11 protein-coding genes are annotated in these 16392 nt (G+C 71.7%); 8 read left to right on the forward strand and 3 right to left on the reverse strand.

Annotated features, from left to right (window positions below; genetic code table 11):
- Positions 1-115 precede the first annotated feature (115 nt).
- The 3 genes from AC07CM_RS18320 to AC07CM_RS18330 all read right to left on the reverse strand — a co-directional run bounded on the left by AC07CM_RS18320 (position 116) and on the right by AC07CM_RS18330 (position 4149).
- A complete protein-coding gene (locus AC07CM_RS18320) occupies positions 116-1084 on the reverse strand; it encodes a glycosyltransferase family 2 protein (RefSeq protein WP_478877419.1) in 969 nt (322 codons plus the stop codon).
- Positions 1085-1221: 137 nt separating this feature from the next.
- A complete protein-coding gene (locus AC07CM_RS18325; RefSeq protein ID WP_478877420.1) occupies positions 1222-1578 on the reverse strand; it encodes a hypothetical protein in 357 nt (118 codons plus the stop codon).
- A 168-nt stretch (positions 1579-1746) separates the two neighbouring features.
- Positions 1747-4149, reverse strand: a complete 2403-nt coding sequence (locus AC07CM_RS18330) for a glycosyltransferase (protein WP_478877421.1) — start codon at positions 4147-4149, stop codon at positions 1747-1749.
- 301 nt (positions 4150-4450) lie between these two features.
- Between AC07CM_RS18330 and AC07CM_RS18335 the strand changes: the two genes are divergently transcribed.
- The 8 genes from AC07CM_RS18335 to AC07CM_RS18370 all read left to right on the forward strand — a co-directional run bounded on the left by AC07CM_RS18335 (position 4451) and on the right by AC07CM_RS18370 (position 16270).
- Positions 4451-5809, forward strand: a complete 1359-nt coding sequence (locus AC07CM_RS18335) for a lectin (RefSeq protein WP_478877422.1) — start codon at positions 4451-4453, stop codon at positions 5807-5809.
- A gap of 22 nt (positions 5810-5831) precedes the next feature.
- A complete protein-coding gene (locus AC07CM_RS18340) occupies positions 5832-8015 on the forward strand; it encodes an RICIN domain-containing protein (protein WP_478877423.1) in 2184 nt (727 codons plus the stop codon).
- Positions 8016-8102: 87 nt separating this feature from the next.
- The gene (locus AC07CM_RS18345; RefSeq protein ID WP_478877424.1) at positions 8103-8969 is read left to right on the forward strand and encodes an SCO4651 family lipoprotein; all 867 of its coding nucleotides are present in this window, start codon (positions 8103-8105) and stop codon (positions 8967-8969) included.
- Between the two features lie 73 nt (positions 8970-9042).
- On the forward strand, positions 9043-9582 hold the full coding sequence (locus AC07CM_RS18350) for a (2Fe-2S)-binding protein (RefSeq protein WP_478877425.1): 540 nt from the start codon (positions 9043-9045) through the stop codon (positions 9580-9582).
- Positions 9579-10574 (forward strand): FAD binding domain-containing protein, encoded by a 996-nt coding sequence (locus tag AC07CM_RS18355; protein ID WP_478877426.1) that lies wholly within the window; start codon positions 9579-9581, stop codon positions 10572-10574. The genes AC07CM_RS18350 and AC07CM_RS18355 overlap by 4 nt, the downstream gene beginning before the upstream one ends.
- A gap of 45 nt (positions 10575-10619) precedes the next feature.
- On the forward strand, positions 10620-13004 hold the full coding sequence (locus AC07CM_RS18360; RefSeq protein WP_478877427.1) for a xanthine dehydrogenase family protein molybdopterin-binding subunit: 2385 nt from the start codon (positions 10620-10622) through the stop codon (positions 13002-13004).
- The gene (locus AC07CM_RS18365; protein WP_478877428.1) at positions 13001-15409 is read left to right on the forward strand and encodes a glycoside hydrolase family 65 protein; all 2409 of its coding nucleotides are present in this window, start codon (positions 13001-13003) and stop codon (positions 15407-15409) included. The genes AC07CM_RS18360 and AC07CM_RS18365 overlap by 4 nt, the downstream gene beginning before the upstream one ends.
- 93 nt (positions 15410-15502) lie before the next feature.
- A complete protein-coding gene (locus AC07CM_RS18370) occupies positions 15503-16270 on the forward strand; it encodes a LytR/AlgR family response regulator transcription factor (RefSeq protein WP_478877429.1) in 768 nt (255 codons plus the stop codon).
- Positions 16271-16392 lie beyond the last annotated feature (122 nt).

The raw sequence follows: 16392 nt of genomic DNA on the forward strand, positions 1-16392 counted from the left end.
CGTCGGTGGATCCGGCGCCAACTGCTGTGGCGAACGTTCGTCTTGCCCACATGCCGGTGTTGCACGGGGCCCGGAAGGACGGGGGGGCGGGGAAGCGCCTCTCCCCCCCACCCCGTCACACGGCGGATGCCGTCGGCGCCTCTTCCCTTCCCCGACCGGGCGGGTCGGCGGTTCCGCTGTGAGCGGCCAGCGCCTTCTCCAGGCGCCGGATGTGGTAGTACTGCACCCGCGTGGTCCTCTGCAGGGCCATGACCGCGGCGAGGAACTGGTCCATCTCGGCGGCCCGGGTGAGGATGTCGTCGGGCACGTTCTCGTCCCGCAGGCAGGCCTCCGCGTCCTGGCTCAGCACGGCGTGTGCCCAGCCGCGGGTGATCGGCTTGAACAGGTCCGGGTGGTTGGCCACGATCCGGGCCCGGATGGCCAGGTCGTTCTCGGCGGCCTCCAGATGCAGTCCGGTGTCCTTGTTGCGCGCCCCGAACAGCGGCTCATGGATGTGGTACGCATCGAAGCCGTGCTCGGCACAGCCGACCCAGAAGTCCCAGTCCTCTCCGGCGCGCATGTTCTCGTCGTACCCGCCCACGGACTGCCACGCTTCACGGCGGTACAGCGAGCAGTAGAACATGATCAGTCGCTGGAGCAGCAGTTCTCTGCTGTAGGCGGGTAGAGGCATCACCTGTGGGGGCAGATCGTCGTCGGTGAACGTGAACACGTCGGTAGAGGCGATGGCGACCTCGGGATCGCTGTCGAGCACCGCGACGGTCTTCTCCAGCATCGTGGGCGCGATCATGTCGTCGGCGTCCAGGGGAAGGATGTAGCGGCCGGCGGCGGCCTCGATTCCGGTGTTGCGCGCGGCGGAGACCCCGGCATTGGCCTGTTGGAGCAGTCTGATGCGCCGGTCGGGGTGCCGGGCGATCAGGCCCTCGGTCACCTCGGCGGTGTCGTCGGTGCTGCCGTCGTCGACGACGACCAGTTCCCAGTCCTCGAACGTCTGGGCAAGGACGCTGGACACCGCCTCGGGCAGATAGCGGGCGTAGTCGTGGCACGGGATGACCACCGAAACCATGGGATCGGAGCTCTGGGGCATGCGCCGTCTTTCGCTTTAGTGGGTGGCCAGGATTCCGCGTTGCCGGGTGCCGGCAGCCCCCCTCGGGCCCTGCTGGAGGGCCGTGTCGCAGTGGACCCGCCGGATCACCCGCTCGTGGTGGAGCGCCGTCGCCGCTCCTAGCCCTCGAAGGGGTAGATGTCGAAGGGGTACTGGTGCCCGTGGTGCCCGTAGTCGCAGAACGTGAGGTTGGCGACGGGTGTGCAGCAGTGGTGGTAGCCGGTGATGGTCATGTTGCCGATGGGCGTGCAGCAGTGGACGTAGTCGGTGATGGTCATGTTGCCGATGGGCGTGCAGGGGTGCTCGGACCCGGAGATGACCGCGACGTCGCCTGTCGCCTGGTCGGCGTGTGTCGCCGACGTGGGGAGCGAGTCCGAAGCGAGGGCCGCGGCGTAGGCCGCCTCCGCGCCGTTCAGCAGTCCGGCGGTCGCCAGTGCGGCGGGAAGAGCCAGCGAGGATATGACACGGGCTTTCACGGTGGGACCTCTCTGTCGAGGGTAGGGAGCTGCCCCGCAAGGCCGGTACGTTCCGCGACCGGGGCAGTGCCGCCACCGTAGGATTTGCTTACTTTCCGCGTCAAAACGATTACTCCATGTGCTGGATCCGTCGGGTAGTCGGCCAAGTGGGTGCTCCGGCCGGGCCGGTCAGGACGGGGCGGTGGCCCCGACGCCCGCCGGATCCGGGACGTGGTGCGGATGCAGCACTTCGAGGTCGGGCAGGGCCCAGCAGGCGGTGCCCATGTCCCGTGCCATCGCGGCCAGGCCCTCGGTCTCGATGAGCTGCTGGTACGGGAAGCACGGGAAGGCCAGGCCGTCACGGTGGAGGTCGGCGCGAACCAGCAGTGCCGTGCCACCCACGGAGTCGACGCGGACCAGCCCCTGTCCGCGCAGCTCGTCGAGGTAGGTCCGGCCGAACCCCTTGGGGGGCTGCAGGATGCCGTCGCGAAGCCATTGGGACCAGTTGAGCGTGCCGGCCCTGCGGTGAAGGACGAACGTGTTGAGGTCGTACGTGGGTCCGCCCGCCGTGGTGGCACAGTGCGGGACGACGATGTCCTTGCGCGCTCCGAGGAGACGCTGGATCAGATCGGCCGGACGGTCGGTGACGTCGACGTCGAGCCACAGCACCCACTCCTCGTCGGCAAGGGCCCGGGAGAGCAGATGGTTGCGGGCCCTGGCCAGCACCGACCGGCGTCGGCGCTGAACGCCCGTCTCCCAACGGGGGCCCTCCAACTGCAGGCCGAAGTCGCGGTGCACCAGGGTGACCCGCCGGTACTCCGCTTCGAGGCCGGGCAGGACCTGTTGGAGCAGTTCTCGTGTCGTGTCCCTGCTGTCGCCCTCCAGCAGGCCCAGGGAGATCGCCTCCCGCGGGTAGTCCAGGGCGCGAAGACTCTCCAGATAACGGGGCAGGAATGGGGCCGCGTCCTTGACGGGGGTGAGCACCAGCACCCGTGGCCGCTCGCTCGCCGGGCCCGGGGCCGGCTCCACGGCCGTCTGTGGTCCCTGGACGCAGGCCAGGGCGGCGGCGGGGCCCGTCTCGGCGTGGGCGGTGTCCTTCGGCTCGATCGGCAGTCGGGTCGCCATGGCCTGCAGTCGCTCGGCGTAGGCGCCGGGTTCGGCCCAGATCTCGGTCGCCACGTCGAAGTGCTCCGCAAAATGGGCCTCGTCGAACGTGTTGCTGCCGTGACACACATAGGTGTACAGCTCGGGCGCGTCGACCGACACCACCCGGCAGCTGCGGACCACCCCTTCCGCCACCGGCGTGTCCTCACCCCGACGCAGTGCCGGGTAGCGCGGCAGCCGGTCCTTGGCGCACACCATCGACCCCTCCCAGACGCGCGCGCAGGAGATCGCGAGCTTGCGCCGACCGGGCCACCACAGCCGTTCCCGGGCGAGGAAGCAGGCGTCGACGCCCAGCGCGAGAATCGCCGCCATCTGTGTCTCGACCCGCTCCGGGTCGTACAGGTCGTCGTCGTCCCACTGGCATACGTAGGGCGCGGTCGCCCGGTCCACCGCCTCGTTGCGCAGCTCGCCCAACGGCCGCCCCTCAGGGGGGAGTCGATGATGGCGGATCCGTGGGTCTCCCTGCTCGCGGATGTGCCGTTCGAGGGCGTCGTCCGTACCGTCCTCGACGACGACCAGTTCCAGGTTCGGGTAGGTCTGCGCGCGGAAGCACCTGATCGCGCGACGGGCCGTCGACGAGCGGTCCTTGGTCACCATCAGGCACGACACCGTCGGCGCGGGTGCGCCCGAGGCCCAGCGGCGGCGCTGCGCGTCAAGGCTGAGCATGCCGTCGGCGAGGGGGTGCATCTCCTGGCTCGTCCAGAACGGGAACCGTCTGCCGACGGAGGTCCGTGGGCCCGCGGGGGTGTCCGCCACCCAGCTGCCGGACCAGTGGTGCACGGCGTAGGCGCGTTCGTAGTCGGCCTTCTGAGGGCCGAACAGTTCTGCCGCGTACGGGCTCACCTCGGGGTAGAGGACCTCCGGACCGAGGACCGTGATCGAGGCGGGATCCGGGACGCTGTCGACCGCTCTGGTGAGAAAGAAGGGGCCTGTGGCGTCCAGCGCGCTGGGCGACTTGTGGGAGCCCACCAACTGTTGGTGCACGTGCGCCCAGAAGGGGTGGCCCGGCCGTGACGCGATGAACGCGTTGCCGACGATGCGGCCGAATCCGCTCCGGCGGGCCAGCAGCAGCCGTGTGTGCGCCTCCGGTTCGCAACCGAGGACGAGTTCGCGCCCGTCAAGGATGTCGTCGACGGGGCGGAGGCACTCGAAGTCCAGATCGGCGTAGAGCCCGCCGAAATGGTCGAGCAGGAAATAGCGGATCGCGTCGGCCCGCATGATCGCTTCTGGATAGCCGTCGTAGACGGGCAGGAACCACGGATAGTGCTCCTGGAGGAATGCGCGATTGTCCGCGTCGGTCCACAGACGGTACCCCCAGCCAGGATGGCGCCGGCGCCAGGAGTCGGCCCACGCCTCCCATTCCGGGGGTACGTCCGAGTCTTTCCAGGTTTGGTGGATCAAGGCGGGAATCTTCTGCTGCATCCGCATTGGGTCAGTATGGCGACTCGCCGGGACGAGGCGTTTTCCGGTGGACCGGTCGTCAGAACAATCACCCGGGCGGCCCTCGGCTCATGCCTCTTCCCGAGCCTGGAGCGGTCGAAGGGCGCTGCTGTCGGCAGCGGGGTCCCGAGGCCGGTTCGACGGCAAGGCCCGCCCCCCCTTGACGCCAGTGGTCCGGACCTTTAACTTCACGCCTTAAACAAAGGCTCCGGATCCACTCAACGCCCAGGCGTCACTTCGGTGTTGGGCCCGGGTCCGGCCTCCCCCCACGCGAAAGGCCGTCCCGCACATGGCCAGACCTGTCCCCGCGTTCGTCTCGCTCGCCGCCCTGTCCCTCGCCTCCGGCCTGCTCACCGCCACCCCGGCCCAGGCCGCCACCGGCACCATCACCGGCCTCGCCGGAAAGTGCCTCGACGTCGCCGGGGCCAACTCCGCCGACGGCACACCCGTACAGCTCTACGACTGCAACGGCACCGCCGCCCAGCAGTGGACGGTCGGCAGCGACGGCACCGTACGCGCCCTCGGCAAGTGCCTGGACGTCACCGGGAACTCGACCGCCGACGGCGCCAAGGCACAGCTGTGGTCCTGTACCGGCGGCGCCAACCAGAAGTGGACCGTCACCGCGGCCCACGACATCGTCAACCCCCAGGCGGACAAGTGCCTGGACGTCACCGACAACAACCCGGTCAACGGCACCCGGGCCCAGATATGGAGCTGCAGCGGCGGCGCCAACCAGAAGTGGAACGCGCCGGCGGCGGACAGCGGCGGCGGCACCTCCGCGCCGATGGCCGTGGCGCCGTACCTCTACAACGGCTGGGGCAGCCCGCCGAGTCCGACCACCATCACCCAGGCCACCGGCGTGAAGTGGTTCACGCTCGCCTTCGTGCTCAGCAACGGCCACTGCAACCCCCAGTGGGACGGCAGCCGCCCGCTGACCGGCGGCGTCGACCAGCAGACGGTCAACACCGTGCGGGCCAACGGCGGTGACGTCATCCCGTCCTTCGGCGGCTACAGCGGCAACAAGCTCGAGAGTTCCTGCTCCAGCGCGGGCGAACTCGCCGCCGCCTACCAGAAGGTCGTGAGCGCCTACGGCCTGAAGGCGATCGACATCGACATCGAGGCCGACGCCTACAGCAACCCCACCGTGCAGCAACGCACCGTCGACGCGCTCAAGACCGTCAAGGCCGACAACCCCGGCCTGAAGGTGTACATCACCATCGGCACCGGGCAGAGCGGCCCCGACACCAGCCTCATCAACCGGGCCTCCTCCTCCGGACTGACGGTCGACGCCTGGGCGATCATGCCCTTCGACTTCGGCGGCGCCGGACAGAACATGGGCAACCTCACCACGCAGGCGGCCGAGGGTCTGAAGAACGCGCTGAAGAACGCCTACCACTACAGCGACGACCAGGCCTACCGGGACATGGGCGTCTCGTCCATGAACGGCATCACCGACAACAACGAGACCGTCACGGTGAACGACTTCCGGACCATCCTGGCCTACGCGCAGGCGCACCACCTGGCCCGGCTCACCTTCTGGTCCGCCAACCGCGACCGCCCGTGCACCGGCGGCCCCGCCGACAGCTGCTCCGGCGTATCCCAGTCCAACTGGGACTACACCCGCGTCTTCGCCGGCTACACCGGCTGACCTCGTCCACCAGGAGATCTCCGTGCCTCGCCTCTCCCGCCGCCGCGGCCCCACCGCGGCCGCGCTGGTCACCGCGGCGGCAGCGTCCCTGCTGACCGCCGCTCCCTCGCCCGCCCGGGCCGCCGCCCTGCCCACCGGCTTCGCCACCGTCGTCGACGCCGCGAGCGGGAAGTGCCTGGACGCCCGCGCGGCCGCCACCGCCAACGGCACCGCCGTACAGCAGTACACGTGCAACAACACCACGGCCCAGCAGTGGCGCTTCACCGCCACGAGCGACGGCTACGTCCGCATCGACAACCGCAACGACACCAACCAGGTCGTGGACGTCTCCGACGTCTCCACCGCCGACAACGCCCAGGTCCACCTGTGGAGTTACGGCGGCGGTGCCAACCAGCAGTGGCTTCCCGTCGACGACGGCGGCGGCGCATACCACTTCGTCAACCGAAACAGCGGCAAGTGCCTCGACGACCCCGCCGCATCCACCGCCGACAGCGTGCAGTTCGTCCAGTACACCTGCAACGGCACCGCCGCCCAGCGCTTCCAGGTGACCCCGGTGTCCCAGAACTCCGACGACCCGGACCTCGGTCCCAACGTGGTCCTGTTCGACCCGTCGATGTCCTCCGCCACCATCCAGGGCAGGCTGGACTCGATCTTCAAACAGCAGGAGACCAACCAGTTCGGCTCCCAGCGCTACGCCGTCCTGTTCAAGCCCGGCACCTACAGCGCCGACGTCAACGTCGGCTTCTACACGCAGGTCCTCGGCCTCGGCCTGACCCCGGACGCCGTCAACGTGAACGGAGCGGTGCACGCGGAGGCCGACTGGTTCCAGGGCAACGCGACCCAGAACTTCTGGCGCGGCGCCGAGAACCTGTCGGTCACCCCCAAGAACGGCGGCGACCGCTGGGCGGTCTCGCAGGCGGCGCCGTACCGGCGCATGCACCTGCGCGGCAACCTCGCCCTCGACGACGGCGGCTGGTCCTCCGGCGGCTACCTCGCCGACAGCAAGATCGACGGAAAGGTCGACTCGGGCAGCCAGCAGCAGTGGCTGACCCGCAACTCCCAGCTGGGCAGCTGGACCGGCTCGAACTGGAACATGGTCTTCGTCGGCAGCCAGGGCGTCCCGGGCACCAGCTTCCCCAACCCGCCGCACACCACCGTCGCCCAGAGCCCGGTCACCCGGGAGAAGCCGTTCCTGTACGTCGACGGCTCCGGGAAGTACCAGGTGTTCGTGCCGTCCACCCGTACCGACTCCACGGCCACCAGCTGGGCGAGCGGCAGCCCGGCCGGCACCTCGCTGCCGCTGAGCCAGTTCTACGTCGTCAAGCCCGGCGCCACCGCGGCACAGATCGACGCGGCGCTCGCCTCCGGACAGAACCTGCTGGTCACTCCCGGTGTCTACCACCTCGACCAGACCCTGAAGGTGACCCGCCCCGACACGGTCGTCCTCGGCCTCGGGCTCGCCACCTTCGTCCCGGACAACGGCATCACCGCCATGACCGTCGCCGACGTGGACGGCGTCAAGATCGCGGGCCTGCTCTTCGACGCCGGCACCACCGGCTCGAAGACCCTCGTCGAGGTCGGGCCGGCCGGCTCCGGCGCCTCCCACGCGGCCGACCCGACCTCCCTGCACGACGTCTACTTCCGCATCGGCGGCGCGGGCGTCGGCAAGGCGGCCACCAGCCTCGTCGTCAACAGCGACAACGTCATCGGCGACCACATGTGGATATGGCGCGCCGACCACGGCAGCGGAGTCGGCTGGACCAGCAACACCGCCGACACCGGCCTCGTCGTCAACGGCGACGACGTGACGATGTACGGGCTGTTCGTCGAGCACTTCCAGAAGTACCAGGTGCTCTGGAACGGCAACGGCGGCCGCACCTACTTCTTCCAGAACGAGATGCCCTACGACCCGCCGAACCAGTCCGCCTGGATGAACGGCTCCACCCAGGGCTACGCCGCCTACAGGGTCGCCGACTCCGTCACCGACCACCAGGCCTACGGCCTCGGCAGCTACTGCTACTTCAACGTCAACCCGGCCGTCACGGCGGCCCACGCCATCGAGGCGCCGAACAACCCCGATGTCCGCTTCACCAGCATGGTGACCGTCTCCCTCGGCGGGACCGGCACCATCAGCCATGTCGTCAACAACGCGGGAGGACCCTCCAACTCCGGCACGAACGTGGCGAATCTCGTCCGCTACCCGTGATCCGGCGGGCGTGAGCCGCACGGGACGGGGAAACCGGGTCCGGGTCAAGTACGCCCGAAGCGACCCGACTTGCCAGGAGACCCCACCGTGTCGAAAGCCCAGATCGGAAGCGCCGTGGCCGTCGTCGTCCTCGCCGCCGGACTCACCGGCTGCGGCAGCGAGGACGGCACCGGAAAGGGCGGGGACGCGCAGGCCCGGCCGAGCGCGCCCCCGCCCGCCCGCGCCGTCCACGACGCCTACCGCCGGACCGTGGCCGCCGGCACCGCGAGGATGACCGTCACCAGCAGGGTCGTCGCCGACGGGCAGGCCCTCACCGGGCACGGCAGCGGGGTCGCCGACCTCAAGGGCGGTGCCAGCCGGCTGAAGCTGACCTCGCAGGGCACCACGATCGAGCAGCGGATCGTCGACGGGATCGTCTACCAGAAACCGTCCGGCGCCCGGCGCGGGGCCGTCCCGGACGGCAAGAGCTGGATGAAAATCGACCTCGCCCGGCTGAACCGGAACGGCTCGGCCGGACAGTCCCAGGTGAGCGACCCCGCCGAGCCCGTGCGCTACCTCAAGGACGTCGGCTCGCGGAACGTCACCCGCGTCGGCGCCCAGACCCTCGACGGCACCCCCACGACCCACTACCGGGCGGCGGTGCCCGTGTCCGCGCTGACCCGGGGCAACGCAGGGCAGGAGCGGGAACTGACACGGCAGCTCGGGAAGTCCTCGCTCCCGGTCGACCTGTGGCTGGACGAACGGGGCCGGCTGCGGCAGGAGAGCGTACGGCTCGCCCTGCACCCGCTCAGGCAGCGGACCCCGGGACACGGGAACACCGAGGTGACGAGCACGACCGTGCTGCGCTTCTCGGACTACGGCACCGAGGCGAAGGTCACCGCCCCGCCCGCGAAGGACACCGCCGACGTCACGGACCGGATGACCAGGACGGGCGAGGCCACCGGAGGCGACTGAGACGTGTGAGACGCCGCAGCCTGGATACGCGGTCTGCACGGCACAACGGCCCGTCCGGAAGGCCCTCCCTGCCATGACCAGCGAAAACCGGCTCGGCCCGCACTCGGAGATCACCCTCCGGGTGAACGGGAAACCCCACACCCTGCTCGTCGACCACCGGCGGGTCCTGCTGGACCTGCTCCGCGAGGACCTCGATCTGACCGGGTCCAAGAAGGGCTGCGACCACGGCCAGTGCGGCGCCTGTACCGTCCTGGTCGACGGGCGCCGCCTCAACAGCTGCCTGCTGCTCGCCGTCACCCTCGACGGCAGCGATGTCACCACCGTCGAGGGCCTGGGCGGCGACGGCGAGGAGCCGCACCCGCTCCAGCGGGCCTTCCTCGACCGCGACGCCTTCCAGTGCGGCTACTGCACCCCGGGCCAGATCTGCTCCGCCGTCGGCATGCTCGCCGAGGCCGCGGCCGGTCATCCCTCCCACGTCACCGACCCCGCGGCCCCGTCCGGACGGCCCGTGCCGCTGGACCGGGCCGAGATCCGCGAGCGGCTCAGCGGCAACCTGTGCCGCTGCGGGGCCTACCCGCGCATCGTCGAGGCAGTGGAGGACGTGATCCGGTGAAGGAGTTCGGATACCTCAGGCCCGGCAGCGTCGAGGAGGCCGCCGAGGCCTTCGCCGCCCATCCGGGCGCCCGCTACCTCGCGGGCGGCACGAACCTGGTCGACCTGATGAAGCTCGGGGTGGAGAGCCCCACCGTCCTCATCGACGTCGGCCGGCTCCCGCTGGACACGGTCGAGGAACTGCCCGACGGTGCTCTGCGCGTCGGCGCCACCGTCCGCAACAGCGACCTCGCGGCCCATCCGCTGGTCCACGACCGCTACCCGGTGCTGTCCCAGGCGCTCCTCGCGGGCGCCTCGGGCCAGCTGCGCAACGCGGCCACGACCGGCGGCAACCTGTTGCAGCGCACCCGATGCCCCTACTTCCAGGACCTCGACAAGCCCTGCAACAAGCGGGAGCCCGGCAGCGGCTGCGGCGCCCGCGACGGCGTCCACCGCGACCACGCCGTCCTCGGCCACTCACCGCACTGCATCGCGACGAACCCCTCCGACATGGCCGTGGCCCTGGCCGCCCTCGACGCCCGCGTCGAGCTGTACGGCACCGAGGGCAGGCGCTGCATCCCGGTCGCCGACTTCCACCGGCTGCCCGGCGTGCACCCTGAGCGGGACACCGAGATCCACCCCGGCGAGCTGATCACCGGCGTGCTCCTCCCGGCCGCCGGAGCAGGGGTTCCGTCCGCCTACCGCAAGGCCCGCGACCGGGCGTCGTACGCCTTCGCCCTGGCTTCTGTGGCCGTCGTGCTCCGGGTCGCGGACGGGGTCGTGGCCCAGGTGGGGCTGGCCTTCGGCGGCCTCGCCCACAAGCCCTGGCGGGCCCGGCACGCGGAGACGGCCCTGCTGGGCGCCGCCGCGACCCCCGCCGCCTTCGAAGGCGCCGTCGCCCTCGAACTCGAACGCGCCGAGCCCCTGCGCGACAACGCCTACAAGGTGCCCCTTGCCCGCAACCTCGCCCTGGACGTCCTGAACCGTCTCGCCCCGACACCTGCGACGGTCTGACCACGGGCCGCCCCAGGAGAACACCGCCCGCCCCAGGAGATCCCGATGCCCCACACAGGCCCGTCCCACGAGGACCCGATGAGCCGCGGTGGCCTGCACGGAGACGACCCCATGGCACGGACCGGGCTGCCGCCGGACGATCCGATGGCGCGGTCCGGTCTTCCGGCGGACGATCCGATGGCGCGGTCCGGGCTCCCGGCGGACGATCCCCTGGTCGGCGGCGGTCTCCCGTTCGGCGATTCCACCGAAGGCACCGGCCCGCCCGCCGACCACGCCGAGCCGTCCCCGGGCGACCGGGCCGGTCAGAAGGGCGACACGCACCGCGGTGACACGCACCGCGCCACCGTGCTGGGTACTCCCGCCGAACGTCGCGAGGGGCGGCTGAAGGTCAGCGGTGCCGCACGCTACGCCGCCGAGCACCCCCTGCCCGGGCGGGTCCACGCCTGGCCCGTGCCCGCGGCGGTGGCCCGTGGCCGGGTCACCGGTGTGGACACCGCCGCCGCCCTCGCCCTGCCCCGCGTCCTCGCCGTGCTCACCCCCGCCGACGCCCCCCGCCTCGCCGCGTCGGACGACGGAACCCTCGCCGTCCTGCAGAACCCGGGCGTACCGCACCGCGGCTGGTGCGTCGCCCTGGCCGTCGCCGAGACCCCGGAGGCGGCCCGCGCCGCCGCCCGCGCGGTCCGCGTCACCTACGCCACCCAGGACCACGACGTCGACCTCCGCCCGGACCACCCTGACGCCTACGAGCCGGAAGAGGCCCTCGGCCAGCCGGCCCAGTTCGAACACGGCGACCCCGAAGGCGCCTTCGCGGCCGCCGGGGTCCGGGTGGACACCGAGTACCGGGTCCCGCCGCTGCACAACCACCCCATGGAGCCGCACGCGACCACCGCGGCCTGGGACGGCGACCGGCTCACGGTGTACAACTCCAGCCAGGGCGGTACGACCGTCCGCGCCGTGCTCGCAGAGCTGTTCGAGCTGCCCGAGGACCACATCACGGTCGTCGCGGAGCACGTCGGCGGCGGCTTCGGCTCCAAGGGCACCCCGCGCCCCGACGTCGTCCTTGCCGCGATGGCCGCACGCAGCACCGGCCGGCCCGTCACCCTGGCCTACCCCCGCCGCCTCCTGCCCACCGTCGTCGGCCACCGCGCCCCCACCCTGAACCGGGTGCGCCTCGGCGCCACGCGGGAGGGCCGGCTCACCGCCCTGCTGCACGAGGTGACCACGTACACCTCCCGCGTCCGGGAGTTCGTGGAACAGGCCGGGATGCCCGCCCGCGTCATGTACGCCGCCCCACACCTGCGCAGTACCCACCGGGTGGTGCCACTGGACGTCCCGAGCCCGTCCTGGATGCGCGCACCCGGCGAGGCCCCCGGCATGTACGCGCTGGAGTCCGCCATGGACGAACTCGCCGACGCACTCGGCCTGGACCCCGTCGAGCTGCGGATCCGCAACGAACCGGAGCACGAGCCGGCCGGCGGCAAGCCGTTCAGCAGCAGGAACGTCGTCGCCTGCCTGCGTGAGGGCGCCCGCCGCTTCGACTGGGACACCCGCGACCCGCGCCCGGGCACCCGCGCCGAGGGCCCGCTGCTGCTCGGCACCGGCGTGGCCGCGGCGACCTACCCCGTCCAGGTCGCGCCGTCCACCGCCACCGCGCAGGCGCTGCCCGACGGCACCTTCGTCGTCCGGCTGAACGCGGCCGACATCGGCACCGGCGCCCGTACCGTGCTCGCCCAGGTGGCGGCCGACGCGCTCGGCGCGCCCCTGGACCGGGTCCGCACCGAGGTGGGCCGCAGCGACCTGCCCCCGGCCCCGCTGGCGGGCGGCTCCTCCGGCACCGCCTCCTGGGGCTGGGCCGTGCACGAGGCCTGCACCGACCTCGCGTCCCGCCTCGCCGCACACTCCGGCCCGCTGCCCGCCGAGGGGCTCACCGCCCGCGCCGACACCACCGGGCAGGCCGACGCCGACAGCCCCTACGCCCGGCACGCCTTCGGCGCCCACTTCGCCGAGGTCGCCGTCGACACCGTGACCGGCGAGATCCGGGTCCGCCGACTGCTCGGCGTCTACGCGGCCGGACGCATCCTCAACGCCCGCACCGCGCGCTCCCAGTTCGTCGGCGGCATGACCATGGGCCTGGGCATGGCCCTGACCGAGGGCAGCACCCTGGACCGCCCCTTCGGCGACTTCCCCGAGGCCGACCTCGCCTCCTACCACGTGCCCGCGCACGCCGACGTCCCCGACATCGAGGCGGACTGGATCGAGGAGGACGACCCGCATCTCAACCCCATGGGCAGCAAGGGCATCGGCGAGATCGGCATCGTCGGCACCGCCGCCGCCCTCGGCAACGCCGTCCACCACGCCACCGGGATCCGCTTCCGCGAGCTGCCGCTCACCCCGGACCGGATCCTCACCCGGCTGCTGTCCGAGGGATGACGAACCGGGACGCGCCGAGGGGGCCCGCCGCGCCGACGGGTCTGCTCTGGGAGTACGACGGCTACGACCCCGCCGAGGAGCGCCTGCGGGAGTCCCTGTGCACCGTGGGCAACGGACGCTTCGCCACCCGCGGGGCGCTGCCCGAGTGTGCCGCCGACGCCGTGCACTACCCGGGTACCTACGTGGCGGGCTGCTACAACCGGCTCACCTCCGAGATCGCCGGACGGCGCATCGAGAACGAGGACATGGTCAACCTCCCCAACTGGCTGCCGCTGCGCTTCCGCCCCGCGGGGCTGGACTGGCTCACCCCCGACACCGCCCCGGTGAGCGAGCACCACCTGGCCCTCCACCTGGACCCCGGCGTGCTGGAGCGCCGTACCCGCTACCGGCTCGGCGACGACGGCACGCTGCTCGTCCGGCAGCTCCGCCTCGTCCACATGGCCGAGCCGCACCTCGCCGCCCTGCGCACCGACTTCACCGCCGAGGGCCTCACCGTCGAGCTGGACGTCGAGGCCGCGCTCGACGGAACCGTCACCAACTCCGGGGTGGCCCGCTACCGGGACCTGGACGGCCGCCACCTCACCCATCTCGAGACGGGCGGCGCCATCCCCGGCACCATGTGGCTGCGCTGCCGTACCCGTACCTCCGACGTCGCCGTCGGGCTCGCCTCCCGGCTGGCCACCGACGTCCCCGTGACGGACGCCCACGAGGCGGGGCGGGCCGTACAGCGCCTGTGGCTGTCCCTGACACCCGGACGTACCGTCACCGTCGACAAGACCGTCGCCCTGCACACCTCCCACGACCCCGCCATCAGCGACCCGCTGTGCGCGGCCCTCGACCGGGTCACCGCGGCGCCGCCTTTCGACGATCTGCTGACCTCGCACTCCACGGCCTGGGAGCAGTTGTGGCGGCGGGCCGAACTCGACGTCCCCGGCGACCCGGGCCGCATCCTGCGCCTGCACCTCTTCCACGTGCTGCAGACCCTCTCCCCGCACACCGCCGACCTCGACGTGGGCGTGCCCGCGCGCGGGCTGCACGGTGAGGCGTACCGGGGGCACGTCTTCTGGGACGAGCTGTTCGTGCTGCCCTACCTCAACCTCCATCTGCCCGAGGTCTCCCGTGCCCTGCTCCACTACCGCCACCGCCGCCTGGACGCGGCCTGCCACGCCGCCGGCGAGGCCGGACTGCGCGGCGCCCTGTACCCGTGGCAGAGCGGCAGCGACGGCCGCGAGGAAACCCAGGAACTGCACGTCAACCCACGCTCGGGCCACTGGCTGCCCGACCACTCCCGGCTGCAGCGGCACGTCGGCTCGGCGGTGGCATACAACGTGTGGCAGTACTGCGAGTCCAGCGGCGACACCGACTTCCTGCACACCGAGGGCGCCGAGATGCTGCTCCTGATCGCCCGCCTGTGGGGCGACTCGGCCACCTACGACGAGCACCTCGGCCGGCACCGCATCCGCGGCGTGGTCGGCCCCGACGAGTACCACGACGCCTACCCCGACGCGCCCGAACCCGGACTGGACGACAACGCGTACACCAACGTCACCGCCGCCTGGGTGCTCACCCGCACCCTGGACCTGCTGCGCACCCTGCCCGAGCCGCGCCGCCGCGAACTCGTCGAGCGCACCGGCCTCGAGGAGGACGAACTCGCCCGCTGGGAGGAGGTCTCGCGCACCCTCCACGTGCCTTTCCACGACGGCGTGGTCAGCCAGTTCGACGGCTACGGCGACCTCGCCGAGCTGGACTGGTACGGCTACCGCGCGCACTACGGCGACATCCGGCGCCTGGACCGGATCCTGGAGGCGGAGGGCGACACCGTCAACCGCTACAAGGCGTCCAAACAGGCCGACGTCCTGATGCTCGGCTACCTGTTCTCACCCGCCGAACTGCGCGACCTGTTCGCCCAGTTGGGGCACCGCCTCGACGAGGACACATGGTCGGCGACGGTCGACCACTACCTGCACCGCACCACGCACGGCTCCACCCTCAGCGGCGTGGTCCACGGCTGGATCCTGGCCCGCGCCCGCCGCACCGACGCCTGGGGCTTCGTCCAGGAGGCCCTGCGCGGCGACATCGCCGACGTGCAGGGCGGCACCACCGGCGAGGGCATCCACCTCGGCGCCATGGCCGGCACCCTCGACCTCGTCCAGCGCTGCCTCACCGGACTGGAGACCCGCGACGGCATGCTCTGGCTCGACCCCGTACACCTCCCGGAACTCTCGTCCTACGGCTTCTCGTTGCGCTACCGGGGCCACTGGGGCGTCCAGCTGCGCCTGCGCTCCGGCCTCCTGAAGACCGCCATGCCGTCGTCCGCGGGCAGCGACCCCATCGACATCCGGCTGCCGGACCGGGTGGTCCGGGTCGGGCCGGGGGAGACGGTACGGATGAGGCTGCCGGACTGAGCGACATCTCGACGGGGGCCGCCCCCGGGCCGAGGATGCTGCTCACAAGGATGTCGGTGGCCGTACGGAAACGGAGACGAGGAGAGGCGGGCGATGTTGCGCGCACTTGCGGTGGACGACGAGGAACCCGCCCTCGCGGAGCTGCTGTACCTGCTGGGCGAGGACCCCCGGGTCGGCACCGTCGTGCCCGCCCTGGACGCCACCGAGGCACTGCGCAGGCTCGAACGGGCCAGGGAGACCGGGCCCGACGGCCCCGACGCCCTCGACGTCGTCTTCCTCGACATCAACATGCCCCGGCTGAACGGCCTCGAACTCGCCCAGCTGCTCGCCGGCTTCACCGCCCCACCGCTCATCGTCTTCGTCACCGCCCACGAGGACTTCGCGCTCCGGGCGTTCGACCTCAAGGCCGTGGACTACCTGCTCAAGCCGCTGCGCAAGGAGCGCTTCGCGGAGGCCGTACGGCGCGTCGCGGAGCTGACCCGCGCCGGACAGGGCCCGGCCAGCGCGCTCGGCGACCACGTCCCCGTCGAACTCGGCGGGGTGACACGGTTCGTGCCCATCGCCGACATCACCGACGTCGAGGCGCAGGGCGACTACGCCCGCCTGCACACCCCGCAGGCCAGCCACCTGGTGCGGATCCCGCTGTCCACGCTGGAGGAGCAGTGGCGCCCCCGCGGGTTCGTGCGCATCCACCGCAGCCGTCTCGTGGCCCTCGGCCGCATCGAGGAGCTGCGTCTGGAGGGCGGCAACCTGACCGTCAGGATCGGCGACCGGATCCTCGCCGTGAGCCGCCGCAACGCCCGGGAGCTGCGCGATCTGCTGGCCCGGCACGCCCAGAAAGCGGTGCGTGCGACACGGTGACCGCGCGGGCGACGCCTGACTGTGGCGGACGTGTGCCGAACCTCGTCCGGCGTCTACCTCACCGCTGACGCGCTGCGTACACTCGCCGCAACGAAGGTGATCACCGCGGCGTCGGGGAGTGC

Source organism: Streptomyces sp. NPDC044061 (assembly GCF_056434305.1).